12 protein-coding genes and 1 other annotated feature are annotated in these 15652 nt (G+C 45.6%); of the genes, 4 read left to right on the plus strand and 8 right to left on the minus strand.

Annotated elements, in window-relative coordinates:
* Positions 1-201 precede the first annotated feature (201 nt).
* Positions 202-1464 carry a putative lipid II flippase FtsW gene (ftsW, locus tag L696_RS0114275; protein ID WP_025684240.1) on the plus strand — a complete coding sequence of 421 codons (1263 nt, stop codon included), beginning with the start codon at positions 202-204 and terminating at the stop codon, positions 1462-1464.
* A 223-nt stretch (positions 1465-1687) separates the two neighbouring features.
* Here ftsW and L696_RS0114280 read toward each other — a convergent pair whose 3' ends face one another.
* Entirely contained in the window at positions 1688-2053 is a 366-nt protein-coding gene (locus L696_RS0114280) for an Asp23/Gls24 family envelope stress response protein (protein WP_013310912.1), read from the minus strand.
* 192 nt (positions 2054-2245) lie between these two features.
* Between L696_RS0114280 and cax the strand changes: the two genes are divergently transcribed.
* Positions 2246-3316, plus strand: coding sequence for a calcium/proton exchanger (gene cax, locus L696_RS0114285; RefSeq protein ID WP_025684241.1), 1071 nt, complete (start codon positions 2246-2248; stop codon positions 3314-3316).
* A 300-nt stretch (positions 3317-3616) separates the two neighbouring features.
* Here the strand turns inward: cax and L696_RS0114290 are convergent, their stop codons facing one another.
* The 5 genes from L696_RS0114290 to L696_RS0114310 all read right to left on the minus strand — a co-directional run bounded on the left by L696_RS0114290 (position 3617) and on the right by L696_RS0114310 (position 8529).
* Positions 3617-3907 carry an Fpa/YlaN family protein gene (locus L696_RS0114290; protein ID WP_025684242.1) on the minus strand — a complete coding sequence of 97 codons (291 nt, stop codon included), beginning with the start codon at positions 3905-3907 and terminating at the stop codon, positions 3617-3619.
* A gap of 141 nt (positions 3908-4048) precedes the next feature.
* On the minus strand, positions 4049-4291 hold the full coding sequence (locus tag L696_RS0114295) for an HPr family phosphocarrier protein (protein ID WP_025684243.1): 243 nt from the start codon (positions 4289-4291) through the stop codon (positions 4049-4051).
* An 89-nt stretch (positions 4292-4380) separates the two neighbouring features.
* Positions 4381-5496, minus strand: a complete 1116-nt coding sequence (locus L696_RS0114300) for an aminopeptidase (protein ID WP_025684244.1) — start codon at positions 5494-5496, stop codon at positions 4381-4383.
* 76 nt (positions 5497-5572) lie between these two features.
* The gene (locus L696_RS0114305) at positions 5573-6424 is read right to left on the minus strand and encodes a hypothetical protein (RefSeq protein WP_025684245.1); all 852 of its coding nucleotides are present in this window, start codon (positions 6422-6424) and stop codon (positions 5573-5575) included.
* A gap of 119 nt (positions 6425-6543) precedes the next feature.
* Entirely contained in the window at positions 6544-8529 is a 1986-nt protein-coding gene (locus tag L696_RS0114310; protein WP_025684246.1) for a sensor domain-containing diguanylate cyclase, read from the minus strand.
* Between the two features lie 436 nt (positions 8530-8965).
* Here L696_RS0114310 and rpsD point away from each other — a divergent pair, with 436 nt between their 5' ends.
* Positions 8966-9565 (plus strand): 30S ribosomal protein S4, encoded by a 600-nt coding sequence (gene rpsD / locus L696_RS0114320; RefSeq protein ID WP_025684247.1) that lies wholly within the window; start codon positions 8966-8968, stop codon positions 9563-9565.
* A gap of 81 nt (positions 9566-9646) precedes the next feature.
* Here rpsD and L696_RS0114325 read toward each other — a convergent pair whose 3' ends face one another.
* Together L696_RS0114325 and tyrS are read right to left on the minus strand one after the other, a co-directional pair.
* Positions 9647-10516 (minus strand): AraC family transcriptional regulator, encoded by an 870-nt coding sequence (locus L696_RS0114325; RefSeq protein ID WP_025684248.1) that lies wholly within the window; start codon positions 10514-10516, stop codon positions 9647-9649.
* A gap of 316 nt (positions 10517-10832) precedes the next feature.
* Positions 10833-12086 carry a tyrosine--tRNA ligase gene (gene tyrS, locus L696_RS0114330; protein WP_025684249.1) on the minus strand — a complete coding sequence of 418 codons (1254 nt, stop codon included), beginning with the start codon at positions 12084-12086 and terminating at the stop codon, positions 10833-10835.
* Positions 12087-12151: 65 nt separating this feature from the next.
* Positions 12152-12420 (minus strand) — a binding site (T-box leader).
* Positions 12421-12555: 135 nt separating this feature from the next.
* On the opposite strand from tyrS, the gene L696_RS0114335 reads away from it, so the two are divergent.
* Positions 12556-15579, plus strand: coding sequence for a transglycosylase domain-containing protein (locus tag L696_RS0114335; protein ID WP_025684250.1), 3024 nt, complete (start codon positions 12556-12558; stop codon positions 15577-15579).
* The last annotated feature ends 73 nt before the right edge of the window (positions 15580-15652 follow it).

Below are 15652 nucleotides of genomic sequence, written 5' to 3' on the forward strand. Positions count from 1 at the left end.
CAGATTCATAACGAATGTGCCACTGCTCTCAAACCTTATTTGTATTCTATTGTAGCAGATATGGAATTGTTGCGATATCCATTGCAGTATGGAGGTTGCAGAAGCCCTCCAAACATACTATGATTAAATGGATAAACGATAAAATAAAAATGATAAACGTCTGCGAGGCATACCTTGCGGCGAATACCGGGGGAAGCTGATATGAGAAATACGAAGCCGGAGACTCGAAGAAGAGGCACACCGGATTTCCAATTGCTGATCCTCACCTTGTTGCTGGTTGGATTCGGTGTAATCATGGTATTTAGCTCCAGCTCCAGCGTAGCTCTGCTGAATAAAGATTACAATTTTGACTCTTTATATTTTGTGAAGCGTCAAGCTGCGTTTGCTATACTTGGACTTTTCATCATGTTGGTAGCTATGAATATTAGGATGGAAAAATATAAAAAGCTGTTTGTACCTTTATTTTTCATTACTGTTTTACTGCTGGTCATCGTTCTTTTTACAGGCTCTCTCAACGGCGCAAAAAGTTGGATTAGACTTGGTGGCGGCCTTAACTTCCAGCCAACCGAGCTTGCGAAAATATCCATTATCCTGTACTTATCCGCGCTGATTGTCAAAAAAGGGGATCGCTTTAGAGATTTACGAACCGGCTACATACCCGTGACCGTCATTGTAGGCTTTGTTGCAGGACTCATTATGCTTCAACCGGATTTTGGCTCCTGCTTCATTCTGGTAGCCACCAGTGGCCTGATTATTTATGCCGGGGGAGCCAGTGTGAAGCATATTACGGCTTCGATTGTTCTGCTCTTACTGGGCGCCGCCCTCGTTTTTGGTGTAGGCTCGTTGTTTGGAGGAAATTCTGAAACAACAGATGGACAAGCCACAGCCAAGCAAGATTATAAAATCGGACGTTTTCAAGCCTTTCTAGATCCTACGGAAGATAAACTGGGGACTGGATATAATCTGATGCAATCCTTGCAAGCTATAGGGGAAGGCGGAATAAGTGGGTCTGGATTTGGCAAGGGCATTATCAAGCTTCACTATCTGCCTAACTCGTTTAATGACTTTATTTTTTCCGTGATTGGTGAAGAATTTGGATTCATTGGAACCGCGATATTCCTGATGCTGTATCTGTATTTTATTTGGCGAGGGATGATCATCGCCTTGCGTTGTCATGATCCGTTTGGGACATTGGTAGGTACAGGTATTATGGGACTGATCGCTATCCAGGCGTTCATTAATATCGGCGGTGTAACCCAGACTATTCCGATCACCGGGGTCACGCTTCCTTTTATCAGTTTTGGTGGATCGTCCCTTCTTATTACGATGTTCTCCATGGGAATTATGCTTAGCATCTCCCGCGAAAACACCAAGCAGACAGTACAGGAACGTACTAAAGGAGTAGCAGTTCGGACCGAAGTCCCTAATCGTTTTCAAACCCGGAGAGCCAACCGTTCCCGTTAAAAAAAGAACTTCCCAGATCACCGATAACGGTGGTTTTGGAAGTTCTTTTGTATATGTATATACATGCGTTCAATCTGGCGGTATAGGCTGCAACTTATCTACAAACAAAAACTGGCGTTTCTATAAAATCGCCAGTTTTTGTGTTCTCATCCATATCTTCGCGGGGAAATCCCCTTCATGTATAAAACTGGCGAAAAACGTCGATGTACCCACCTCGTCTTTTTTACACCGCGTCGTCCTTGAAAGCGACACCCTCTACTTTTACGTTCACTTCCACAACCCGCAGACCTGTCATGCTTTCGACAGCTTCCCGCACATTTTGCTGAAGAATTCGGGACACCTCATGAATTGGTGTTTCGTAGAGCACAATAATGCGAAGATCAATGGCAGCTTCCAACTGTCCAACCTCCACTGATACGCCTTTTTGCACATTTTTACCACTCAGTCTTTTGGCCCAGCCTTCGGATAAGCCGCCTGACATTGCAGCAATACCGGGCGTCTCCAGTGCGGCCATCCCCGCAATTTTACCTACGACATCGTTAGAAATCTTGATGTTTCCTGCTTCCAGTTGTTGAATTTGCTCTGCCATGACCTATGTCCCCCTTCATCCATCCTCTATTTGTATTGTAAAGCCTCTGCCACTGCAAATGCAAACCTTACGTATGAAAAACAACTTTCGTTTACAACCTATATCATTTTGGGTATATTAATTTAGAAAATCAGTACAAGTGACAGCATTCATCAAACTTGTACACATCCATTGATATCGAGGTGCTTTTCATTGAAAAAATGGTTATCTTCCAGCTTGCTTATCGCAACCTTTGTCCTTAGCGCAGTTGCACATTACACACATTGGAACGCGATCGCCCAATTCGTCATTTGCGCAATCTCTGTTGTGTTCGTAGCCGGGTTTCTCGGCAGAGCCACCGAAAGCGTAGCACATTATGCAGGCCAACGTCTGGGCGGATTTTTGAATGCCACCTTTGGCAACGCAGCCGAACTGATCATCGCCATCTTTCTCGTCAAAGAAGGTCTTTACGATATGGTGAAGGCGAGTCTGACCGGCTCAATCATCGGCAATCTGCTGCTGGTGCTTGGAGCAAGCCTGTTCGCTGGCGGATTGAAATACAAAGTGCAAAACTTTAATGTATCGCTGGCTGGTTTAAGCGGTTCGTTGATGATTGTGGCGGTCATTGCCCTGTTCGTTCCGGCTGTATTTCTAAATACACATGTCATTACGGATAGTGAATCGGATACGCTCAGTCTGATTGTCGCGGGCACACTGATTGTGGCTTATATTGCGTGGCTTATTTTTTCGATGATTACGCACAAAGACTACTTATCTGACGTGACTGAACAAAAGGACGAAGAATTGCCGCATGAGCATGCTCCCGTGTGGTCCAGAAACAAATCCATTAGTTACCTGGTAATCGCTACCGTCATGGTTGCCTTTGTCAGCGAATGGCTTGTTGGAACACTGGAGGTATTCACGACCCAGTTCGGACTCAGCGAATTGTTCGTGGGTGCATTCCTCGTTGCCATTATCGGTAATGCGGCTGAGCACAGCGCAGCCATTTTGCTGGCGATGAAAAACAAAATCGGCGCATCTGTCGAAATCGCAGTCGGCAGCAGCCTGCAAATTGCGTTATTCGTTGCACCTGTGTTGATTTTTGTCAGCTACTTCATGGGAAATACAATGAATATCGTTTTTACTACGATTGAGCTGGTCGCCATTGCTGTCGCTGTATTTATCGCCAAGTCCATTACCCAAGACGGCTCAACCAACTGGTATGAGGGATTGATGCTGCTGGTTGTGTATGTTCTGTTAGGCGTATCTTTCTTCCTCGTGTAAACACCTTTCAAGGTTTTAAAATGTACATTAGGATGGTAGTGACCGCTTCACGTTTCATTTGATCTTCTGATCACTGTTGCCCTTGAATTTTTTAAGATGATATAACTCCTTAAACGGTTAAAATTCAAGGGCAAAGGTGAACGCTTACGCTTCTCCAGATTCAAATGAACCGCTACGCTGCTGCTATCTCCTGAAAGAACATTTTAAAAGATAGGTCGACTCGTTCCCATTTCATATGTAAAGGCATCAAAAAAAGCATGCTCTCAGACTCCGCATGCTCTCATCAATTAAACCGTCTTCCTAATTGGCCTTATTGTTCATGGCCTCATATAGAATAGCCAGATTGCGTTCCAGCTCACTGACCAGCTGTTTACCTACCATTTCCGGAAGAAGGCCGACGCGAACCGCGAAATCCACTTCCTTGGAAAATCCGTACATCTGAGTATCCAGCACTTCCTCATAGAGAGGGCAATAACGGGTTGCCAGATTCTCCATCTGTACTTCAATAAGCTTCTTTATTTTATCTGCGTCATCTTGAAGCAGATTAATAGCCTTAATATTCAATTGTTCCTGTAAATCAGATGAAGTCATGGATTCTTCCCCCCTATCTCTCAATGTCGCACAAGACGTTCTAACCTTAATATTAGACCAAATTGCAGGCTAATACAAGAACCTGACAAAAAAAGCATCCCTACAGTTACAGGTAGGGATGCTTTTGATCCAAGAATATAGTCAGGAGGCTACCGATATGTGTAGCCCGTGCTTCTGGAACACTTCAGTGATCGCTTTCTTGGCTTCCTCCGCGTCAGGTCCATGAACGTGCAGCTCATAGCTGTGGCTGCTGACTAATGTCGTAAACAAGCCAAGTATACTTTTCACGTCAATATACTTATTTTCGGAATGAAGGACGATGGAAGAAGTAAACTTGCTCGCTGTCTGTGCAATTTCAACAATCGCCGCGTTACTATTAGACATAGAGATCCCTCGCTTTACTGGATTATCATGTATCATTACTCATCCATTATAATACATTGAAATCGTTTTCTCAGCAAGGATAGATATCGTTATTTTAAGTTCTCGGGATTTAACGGCTCCAGCTCAGGCAGTAAAAAAATGCCATCCTTGCGGATCAGAACATCATCAAAATAAATTTCACCACCACCGTATTCCGGACGCTGAATCAAGACCAAATCCCAATGGATCGAAGAACGGTTGCCGTTATCTGCTGTTTCATAAGCCTGACCCGGCGTGAAATGCAAGCTGCCTGCGATTTTTTCGTCAAACAGAATATCCTTCATCGGATGCAAAATATACGGATTGAACCCAATTGCAAACTCGCCAATATAGCGTGCTCCCTCATCGGAATCCAAAATATCGTTTAACCGCTTCGTATCATTACTCGTTGCTTCTACAATTTTACCATTCTCAAAGCGGAATTTCACATTTTCAAAGGTGATACCGTTGTACAGCGTTTGTGCATTATAGCTAATAGTTCCATTAACGGAATCTCGAACAGGGGCACTATATACTTCGCCATCTGGAATATTGCATTGACCGGAGCATTTGATGGCGCCGATTTGCTTAATAGAGAAATTCAGATCTGTGCCCGGTCCGCTAATCCGAACCTTATCTGTCCGGTTCATCAGGTCAGCCAGCGCATCCTGCGCCTTATCCATTTTCGCGTAATCCAGATTGCACACATTGAAATAAAAATCTTCGAACGCCTCTGTGCTTGTATTCGCCAATTGCGCCATGCTGTCATTCGGATAACGCAGCACTACCCATTTCGTATGCTTCACCCGCTGCTCGCTATGTACCGCATGCTGATAAATCGAATTATACAATTTCATCTTGTCTTCCGGCACATCTGACAAATCATTGACATTTTCACCAGCGCGAATCCCGATGTAGCAATGCATTTGTTTCATCCGGTTGAGGTCTATTTCAGCCCAGGTTTGCACCATTTCCTTTGTCGCATGACGAAGCATGGCGCTCTGTACCTTACGATCCGTGAGCTGAACGAAAACGTTGCCGCCTTTTTTGCCTACCTCATGAATAATGGCGTTAAGCAGGTCCCGCTCTGTACCGATCATTTCAACCAGCACGTTCTCACCCGGCTGTACTTCAACAGAGTAACCTACCAGATTTTCTGCCAGTTTAAGTATTCTGGGATCTTTCATTTGTTGTCTCTCCTTCTCTGTTACATTCTTTTTGAACAACGGTTAATTCGTAGTCCATTGTATCATGCCCGTTGCGTTACTTGTAGCCCTCAAAAGCAACTCTGGTAATCAGAGCTTCCTCATGCTCCTCTCCATTTGCCTCCTGCCGCGAAATTTTGCATTCCGACGACAACTTCAGGGGCACGCCTGTTTGGCGATCTATCGTCAGATGATACACGGCATGCACATCAGAATGTTCTAATTGGCTACTCATATTCTCGCAGCTCTGCGCCCATATTCGATTCAGCTTTTGCTGCACCTCTTGATTCTTCCCGTTCTGCTTCATGTTTGCTTGCAGGAGTTGAGGGTTTATGGCATCCATTTCTTTCATTAAACGGTCTTTCAACCATCGCTTGGCTGAGGACGATTCTGGCTCAATCCTCACTACCCAGGTCCCCCGCGCGGCCCCGGCCTCTATACGAATGGTTTTATTCAGTGCATTCAGTTCCTCCAGCTCCTGAATCGGATTAAAACGATTTAACATCCCTACTCCATTCATAGCTATACGACCGGGCGTCACGGCAATCCATTTTCCATCCAGACGAAGAAAACGCTCCTGTGTTACCCCATCCCCGGATGCGCCTTGTTCGAGTGCAGCATAGCTTGACTGCTTGTTAAAAGCCCCCGCAGTACCCCAATGCATGGTCAGTTCATCGTGATTGCTCACCTTACCATGATATGCGAACTGTTTATCCACCAACATACCATTTCTAGTTATGACACCAGCCTGACCTTTGAACGTTAACGTTTCTTTGCCCGCTATCCCCGCAACGGCTCTTTTAAAAATCTGATCCGGCGCATTTTGCTGTTCTGCAAGTGTACATCCACTTAACGAGCACATCATGAGCAACATACAAACCAGCATACTCCACTCTCTTCTCCAATGCATCCAATCATCCGCCCATCATATCCTGATATAACCCCTTGAGTTTGTTATTGATATAGGGTTTCCTGACTACAAAAGGTTATGCACAGCAAAAAAAGAGAACATTCCATAAGGAACATTCTCTAGGCATCGCCCACATGATCAATAACAATCCGGTTGCGACCTTCATTTTTCGCCTCATACAAAGCCATATCCGCCCTGTAAAATAAAGATTCAATGCTGATCTGCTCATCCAGCCAGTTCCATTCAGCAATCCCGCAGGAAACGGTCACCTGAGGCTGGGTTTCATGTTGTACGCGATAGCGGATTTTTTCCGCATACTCCAGCGCCTGCTGTACTCCAAGTTGTGGCAAATAAATTGCCAATTCCTCACCGCCCCATCTGGCACATACATCCTCGCTACGGGTCGCCGAACGAACAATATCACTGACGCTTTTCAATATTTGATCACCTGTCTGATGCCCGTATGTATCATTCACCTGTTTGAACTGATCAATATCCACCAAAATGAGAGAACCGCAAAAATCTTTCTCCTGATGTCGCTGAATCACCTTGTCCACATAATGACGTACATACAGACCTGTTAGCATGTCCATATTGGCCAGACGCCGTACCTCAGCATGCAGCATGGCATTTGTTACCGCCAAACCGATATGGGGGGCCAGCATTTGCAGCATTTTGTAATTATCGTACGAAAAAAAGTGAGGGAGCTTGCTCGACAATAAAATAGCCCCTCTCGGTGTACCGCTGGTTTTCATGGGTACCGCCATCAAAGAAAGGGAATCGGTCATATCCATAAAATCGGAGGATATCTTCCCTTCCATTCTGTAATCTGACACGATGACGGGCTCTCCTGTTCTGCGTATCAGCTCTGCAAACCCATCCTCGCCAGAGTAACTGTGCAGCCCCAAACTTTCTACGTTGCTTGACGTGACCTTAAAGCAATTTCCTTCCTGATCGAGTTGCACAATACAGCAAAAGTCAGCCAAGAACATTTTCAATAATTCCTGCACAGCAAACTCGAATATTTCATTCAGCTTAAGGCTTTGATTCAAGCGCTGAACCAGTTCATTAATGAGACGCAACTCATGGATGAGCACATTGGATTGCTCCAGCAGCTTTGCATTTTCAAATGCGGTGCCTGCTGTGTCCGCCATCATGGCGATCAGCTCCACATCCACTTTCTTCATGCTTTCGGCACCTGATGGAAGAATCATATGAAACACACCATATACGCCTTGCTTGCCACGTAAAGGAATGCCGATTTCGGTCACTTCTCCTTCTGTACCTAGAGGCTCATTTACAGCCATTTGGCCTTTCATAAATGCACGCACACATACATCCTCGTCCCGCTCGTGCAATAACAAAGGTTTGACCTGCGGATTACGACTGTGCCGATCCTGGCTCATATACAACGTGATATCCACATGCGGAAACAAGTAAGCTATGCTGCCAAATACCTCGTCCAGCACGCCTTCAACATCAATCTTGTCATGCATCCGCTTTACAATCTGAAATAAAATAGAGCGTCGCCTGCCTTCGCGGTCGCTCCGTTCCTGCATCCCGAGGATATCTTCCATAAATATATACTCAAATCTCGTATAAAAGCAGGATCTAAAATGCAAAGTTGCCGCCAATAATGCGTCCTGCTCGGAAACTGAATGTTGAGCAGACAGTGTAAAACGAAGAGCAGCAAAAGCCTCGCCCTTATGATTACGGCGAAATACAGGAACCATGTACACAAATGCAAGGCTTCCGTCCCGAAGTTTGCGTTGACTTATTTTCATTTTTCTGGACAAGCAGCAACGTTCGACCAGCTCCAAATCCTCGTCATCATCCTCTTCCCTACCTGCAACCCGAACACCTGTAAAATTAAAAACGGCGGATTGTTCTTCATTAATCCACGATATACCATTGCTCTGCTGCAACCAGTTCCGATATCCTTGGACAAGAAGCTGATTAATATAGGGGAAATCAAATGGTGTCATATCCATGTTTTGGAGCCAGGCAAAAGATGTATATTCTTTATCATCAAACAGCGGAGCACTACTAGCCTTGGCTGTTTTACCGTCAAGCGTTTGCTGATCCGTTGTTGAAAAGTCCGACATATTAAGGCGCTCCTTTACAGCAAAGTTAGCTGTACCAAGACAGCGGCTACACACCACTATAGCTTATAATATGACCTATTTTACTCTTAACTCCAGAAATTTGCATCCATTTTTCAGAAATTCGTCCCCCTTTTTTAGTTCTAAAGCCCTATCGACAAATTTTGACGTTTTCATTCTTTTTCTCTTCTTGACATTGACCCACTATTACATATAGTATATATTAATGAAAAAGACTGTACGGCAGAACTATCTACTGTGCGGATCTTAAATTTTGGGCGTAACAGTTTGTGTCACCCTCATCTTATTTGTTGCTAACAGGACAGCGGCTGAACTTTTCTGTTAGTAGTGCGCATCACCTTGATTGGTAGCGCCGAACAAATTGGAGCGCAAAGAGAGCCCCAACTCAAATTTTAATTATGAAGGAGTTAACTCTATAATGGCACGTTACACTGGTCCTAAATTTAAATTGAGCCGTCGTCTGGGGATTTCCCTGAGCGGTACAGGTAAAGAATTGAAACGCCCTTTCCCTCCGGGACAACATGGTGCAAACCAACGGAGAAAAATCAGCAACTACGGTATGCAGCTTCAAGAAAAACAAAAGCTGCGTCACATGTACGGCTTGGGTGAAAAACAATTCCGCACTCTGTTCAACAAAGCTCAACACATGCACGGTATCGCTGGTGAGAACTTCATGTTCTTGCTGGAAAGCCGCCTGGACAACCTCGTGTTCCGTCTTGGCTTTGCTAACTCCCGTGCAGGCGCACGTCAATTGGTAGCACACGGTCACGTTACTGTGAACGGTAAAAAAGTTGACATCGCTTCTTACCAAGTAAGCCTGGGCGACGTGATCGGTCTTCGTGAAAGAAGTCGTTCCCTGTCTTCCATCAAAGAAGCTTTGGAAAACCGCAACCACTTGGCAGCTTACCTGGAGTACAATGACGCAGCTCTGGAAGGCAAATACATCCGTTTGCCTGAGCGTGGCGAATTGTCCCAAGATATCGACGAAAAACAAATCGTCGAATTCTACAACCGCTAATCCTTGTGATAGCATCGAAAAGCACCCGAACCTCGTTCGGGTGCTTTTTTCGTGTTACTGTAGCGTGCAGCTTGCAACATTTTATTCGATCGGTATATATACCTTAATATCCAAATGATCGGGAAAGGAGGAATTCATCACGTCAGTGATTTCAAAATCAGGTCCTTCCCTACGCTCAAAATTAGAATTCGGGAGCCATGTACCGTAGATATAGTTTCGCACATCCTGGACCCGACCATTCGGACCTGAAGCGTTAAATTCGGCATACTTTCCTGCAGGAATCTCCATATAGATAAACCCCTCTGCCAAATCTTCCGATTCTCCCTCAACTTCCTCGCCAATCACAAATGAAAACTCACCATTATCTTGAAAAGAGCAAGCAATACCGTACGACATCCCCGGTGCAATTTTATTCGGAATACGCATAAAATGCTCATTCGTTCCAAAGTGTTCATAAAATCCTGGAATCTCATTATAATGCTGCTCATGATTCAGGTTTGTTTTGTACTCATGGCCTATGACCTTAATCGTATCGAATTGCAGCATTACCGGCTTATTCACATCCAACTCCCCTTTGGTGTTTTTTTGATAATCCAGAAAATTAATCTTGTGTTGCTGAGAAATATCTATATCACCGTTCCGGTATTTTCCCGGGGTGACACCAAAACTTTTTTCAAAAGCACGTGTAAACGCTTCTTGCGAACTGTACTGGTATTCAAGAGCAATATCTAATACCTTTTGATTAGACTGTTTCAGCCCTACAGCCGCCTCCGATAATCTTCTCTTCCTTATATACTGTTGAACCGTAAAACCCGAAATCGCCTGAAAAAGCCGCTGAAAATGAAAGGCTGAAAAGCAAGCTTGCGAAGCAATTTCCGTAATTTTCAACTCCTCCCGAAGGTTCATTTCAATAAACTCAATCGCACACTGTATTCTTTTAAAGTAGTCCATACGATTCTTCCCCTTACTTGTCATGGTTTGACGATTCATTCGCCAAGCGAATTTAGCAAGACTTCGTAATCCATTATGTACAATCCTGCACATGCCTGTTTGATCATTTGTGCTAAGTTTACCACGGCCTGCCTTTTTACTTCAGTAGAAATAAAAACAACGCAGAAACACTATGCATGTCTCTGCGTTGTTAAAATAAAGGTGATTAACGGCAGGCAACAACGAAGCGGCCTGATTTGAATCTGGAGAAGTCCAGCGATGTAGACTAAATCGAACGCAGGACTACCTCTCTCCCACCATGTATCTCACATTTTTATCAGCCCAGCTTGATTTTGGCGAACTTACGTTTACCCACTTGCACAATATCGCCTTCCTGCGGCGTGTATGCTTCGTTTACATCGGTCCATTTCTCTTCATTAATTTTGACCGAGCCCTGTTGAATGCTGCGTTTGGCTTCACCATTGGAAGCCGCAAAGCCCAAATGAGTCAGCAATTGGATGACACGGATGCCGCCATCTTCCAAATGATCGGCCGTCAAAGTGAACTCTTCAATATCGTCAGGCAGCGCTCTTTGCTGGAATACGGTCACAAAATGCTGCTTCGCTGCTTCCTCTGCTTCCTTACCGTGGTACATACGTACCAGCGTTCCAGCCAGCTTCATTTTGGCGTCACGCGGATGCACTGAACCGTTCTTAATGCCTTCCGCCAGCTCAGCCAGTTCCTCATTGTTCAAATCTGTTGCCAGCTCAAAATATTTAAGCATCAGTTCATCAGGAACCGACATGGATTTTCCGTAGATTTCGTTCGGCTCCTCATCAACACCAATGTAGTTGCCCAGGCTTTTGCTCATCTTCTGCACGCCATCCAGCCCTTCAAGCAGTGGCAACATAATGGTGGCCTGGGGCTCCACTCCGTATTCCTTTTGCAGAGTTCTGCCCATCAGCAAATTGAACTTTTGATCTGTCCCCCCCAGCTCGATGTCGCTTCGGAGTTCCACAGAATCCATCCCTTGCATCAACGGGTAGAAAAATTCATGGATGCTGATCGGCAAGCCGTTTTGGTATCTTTTCGTAAAGTCATCCCGTTCCAGCATACGTGCGACAGTTACTTTAGCGGCCAGCGTTACCACATCGGCAAAAGACATGGGAGCCAACCAATGGGAATTGTAGTATACCTTTGTTTTTTCGGGGTCCAGAATTTTGAATATCTGCTCCTTATACGTCTGCGCATTGCGCTGGACATCTTCCTCGGTCAGTTGCTTACGAGTTTCCGATTTGCCTGTCGGATCACCAATCTTGCCCGTAAAATCACCGATGATAAGTTGTACCTGATGACCAAGCTCCTGAAACTGGCGCAGCTTATGCATAACGACCGTATGCCCGATGTGAATATCCGGCGCCGATGGGTCAAGTCCTAATTTAATTTGGAGCGGCTCACCGCTAACGACCGATTTTATAACCTTACGCTTCAGCTCGTCCTCTGGTACAATTTCCGCCACACCACGTTGAATCACATTTAATTGGCGCTCTACCTCTGCCTGCTGCCCAGGCTTCATCTCTTCCCACTTCATCCTGTATACCTCCTGTTTTCATCCAAAATATTACATATTAAAAAAAACAAAAAGCCCCTTTCATCCCAAGGGACGAGAAGGAGCTGCTCGCGTTACCACCCTAATTAAAGAAACGTATGCCAAAGACAAGCGTTTCTTTCACTTCATTCCTATAACGGGCCTACACCCGGTACTGGATTACTATGGTCAGCTTCGCAAATCTGCAAAAGCTCTACCATTCATCCAGACAGCTCCAGACGGTAATTCAAAGGAGGGTCGTTACCGATTCGCACCAACCATCGGCTCTCTGCACAACGTGATTCCACCTTCTACTGAAGTCTTTCTCTGCTTTTCACGATATTTACTTTGACCTATTTATAACACACCACTTTTATAGAGTCAACGACACCAAAAGACAGGCTTTTTAGCATATGGGTTCATTTTGTAATTTTATGCTATAATAATGGCTGTTATAAAGGAGGAAGACTTAATGGTTGAAGAAAAAAACAATGTGTCAGAGCCAAAGCCTTCCCGCTTACGGACAACCATGCGGAGGCTCGGCCGTGTCATAAAGTGGGTCGTCATCATCGGTTTTATGGGAGCGCTGTTCGTAGGAGGAGCCGCAGCCGGCTATGTAGCCTCTATCGTGAAAAGCGAGCCTGTACGCTCCAGATCCATGATTGAACAGGAAATAGACAAAAATGCAATTACAGGCTTTGCTTATTTCAATGATGGCTCCCCTATTGGACAGCTCCGGACAGAAGAAGACCGACGTCCTGTCACGTTTAAGGAGATTCCGCAACTCGTCATTAACGCAGTCATTGCTATTGAAGATAACCATTTTTACGAGCATAAAGGTGTCGATCTGTCGGGAACGCTGCGGGCTATAAAACAAAAAGCGCTGCATGAATCCGTACAAACCGGGGGAAGCACCCTGACCCAGCAGCTTGCCCGTCGTGTCTTTCTAAATCTGGATCGCACGGATGACCGCAAGGTCAAGGAAATTTTGCTCTCACTGCGCCTTGAGCGATTCCTGAGCAAACAGCAAATTATTACGGCCTATCTCAATAAAGTACCTTTTGGTAACGGGTCTAGTGGTTATAACGTCTTTGGGATCAAAGCAGCTGCCAAAGGTATTTTTAACGAGAATGATCTGAGTAAGCTGAATGTGGCTCAAGCCGCCTATCTGGCAGGTCTGCCACAGCTTCCTTCCTCTTATTCCGCTTACAACGGTAAGGGCGAATTTAACGAGTCCGGCTTTAAAAGGGCGATCAACCGCCAGCACCTGGTACTCAGCCGAATGCTGGAGGAGAATAAAATCAATCAGTCACAGTATGATGAGGCGATGGCTTTTGATATCAAAAATTCGCTTGCTCCACGCACCGTTAAAGCCTATAACACGTATCCGTATCTTATGATGGAGATGGAACGTCAAGCTGCGCAGGCACTCATGTCGGTCACAAATCCGGGTCAAGCGGCCAATGCCAGCGCAGATGCCAAAACCAAGGATGATAACGATTTGTTCAAAGAAGCTGAACAGCAGCTTCGAACAGGTGGTTATATGGTATACACCACTATTGATAAAAGCATCTACAAGTCGATGCGCCAAATTGCAGAGAATAAGAATAATTTCTCTGCCACAAGTAAAACCAAGGGTGACGAGCAAGCAGCCGCGATTCTAATCCAGCATAAAACAGGCGCGATTCTCGGTATGATGGAAGGCCGGGATTTCCAAAAGGAACAGATGAATTATGCTACCCAGATGGTACGCCAGCCGGGATCGGCTATGAAGCCGATTGCCGCCTATCTCCCTGCATTGGACAGCGGTCTCGTGCAGCCTGGCAGCATCGTGGATGATGCACCTATTATTTTGAAGGATGGCAGCAACGGGTATCATATCCCTAAAAACTCCAATAACCGCTATCAAGGGCTGGTTACGGCCCGTTACGCGCTGAATCAGTCACTAAATACGATAGCACTCAAGTTGTTTAACGAAAAAGTAGGTATCAGCAAAGCTTGGGATTTTGCCAAGAAGCTAGGCATTACCACCTTGGAACCAAGCGATAACAATGCCCAGACGGGTGTACTCGGCGGCTTGGCCCACGGGGTCACAGTCGAGGAACTGACGAATGCTTATGGTTCGATTCCAAATGGCGGTGTATTTAATGACGCCTACATGATTGAAAAGATTGTGGACTCGCAAGGCAATATTGTTTATAAGCATCAGCCTAATCCTGTACAAGCCTTTACACCACAAACCGCCTATCTGATGACGGATATGCTGCGTACAGCCGTGTCGGAAGGTACAGGCAGACTGGTGAAGCGTAATTTCGATCAAGCTGGCAAGATTCCGATTGCCGGTAAAACAGGCACTACACAATCCTATACCGATGTATGGTTCGAGGGCTTTACTCCTGACGTCACACTAGGTGTATGGGTTGGTTACAAGCAACCTGTCAATAAGCTCGAAACAAAAGCACAAAAAGAGCGGGCACGTCGCCTGTGGGCGCAAATCATGAATGAAGTAACCGCAAAGGAGCCAAATTTGTTCCAAACCGACAGCTTCAAGCGACCAGACGGTATTGTAACAAGAACAGCGTCCGCATACGGCTCGGATATTTACAACAGTAAGTATCCACCCAAAAACAGTGAAAATGGTGTCACTCGTGCCAAATATATTACCTACCAAGGTGTGAATTATATTCCACGCGATGGTACACCGGATGATATGTTGTATGAACGGACCGTTAGGAGACGGGAAAAGCCAATCTCAGAATTGATTAAAGAGCTTCAGCAAGCCTTTAAGGTGATGAGACGACATAACTCGTTGTCCTACTATCTGCCTCAGGATGCAGATAAGACGGCTCCTACCCGGATTGATCCGCGTAAAGACGATGGAGCCGATCCTAGTGCTCCGTCTAACGTTAGCGTAAGCTATAGTGACGGCAAAGCTATGATCAGCTTTAGCCCAAGCGGAAACAGCGATGTCGTAGGATACCGCCTATATCGTTCTACGGATGGGGGCAGTTTTCAACGGCTTGGTAAGGTCGTCATGGCTGACGGCTCTAAAGTGTTCTCTGACAGCCCGGGTGGCAGCAGCTCCAGCTACTACGTAACCGCCGTTGATGTAGGTGGACATGAGTCAGGGCCAAGCTCCCATGCAAGTGCAGCACCTATAGTGGCCCCTGTTGATCCTGGGAATCCAGTTGTACCGGGTGAAGGAGATGGAACGGGTGCGCAGCCTACGGAGATTCCTACCGCTCCAGGGCAGCCTCAAGCAAAAGCAGCAGGCTCAGCCGTAGTGCTCCAATGGAGTGCAGGAAAGCCTGCTGATGCGATTACAGGCTATAAAGTGTATTATAGTAAAAGCGGTGCGGAGCCTTTTACAAACATCGGCTCCACCGCATCCACCAGCTTTCAATATAAAGCGGGCAGCAAACCGAAGGGTTGGTTCCGCATCACTTCCATGAATGCCTTGGGGGAATCAGCTCCTTCCGGAGCCGTTCGTCCATAACAGCTCACAACAGCAACAAATACTGATATTTGGTGAAAATCCACTTTATCAGCTCAACAAAAAGGGAGTCTCT

The sequence above is a fragment of the Paenibacillus maysiensis genome, assembly GCF_000520815.1.
GTDB lineage: Bacteria > Bacillota > Bacilli > Paenibacillales > Paenibacillaceae > Paenibacillus > Paenibacillus maysiensis.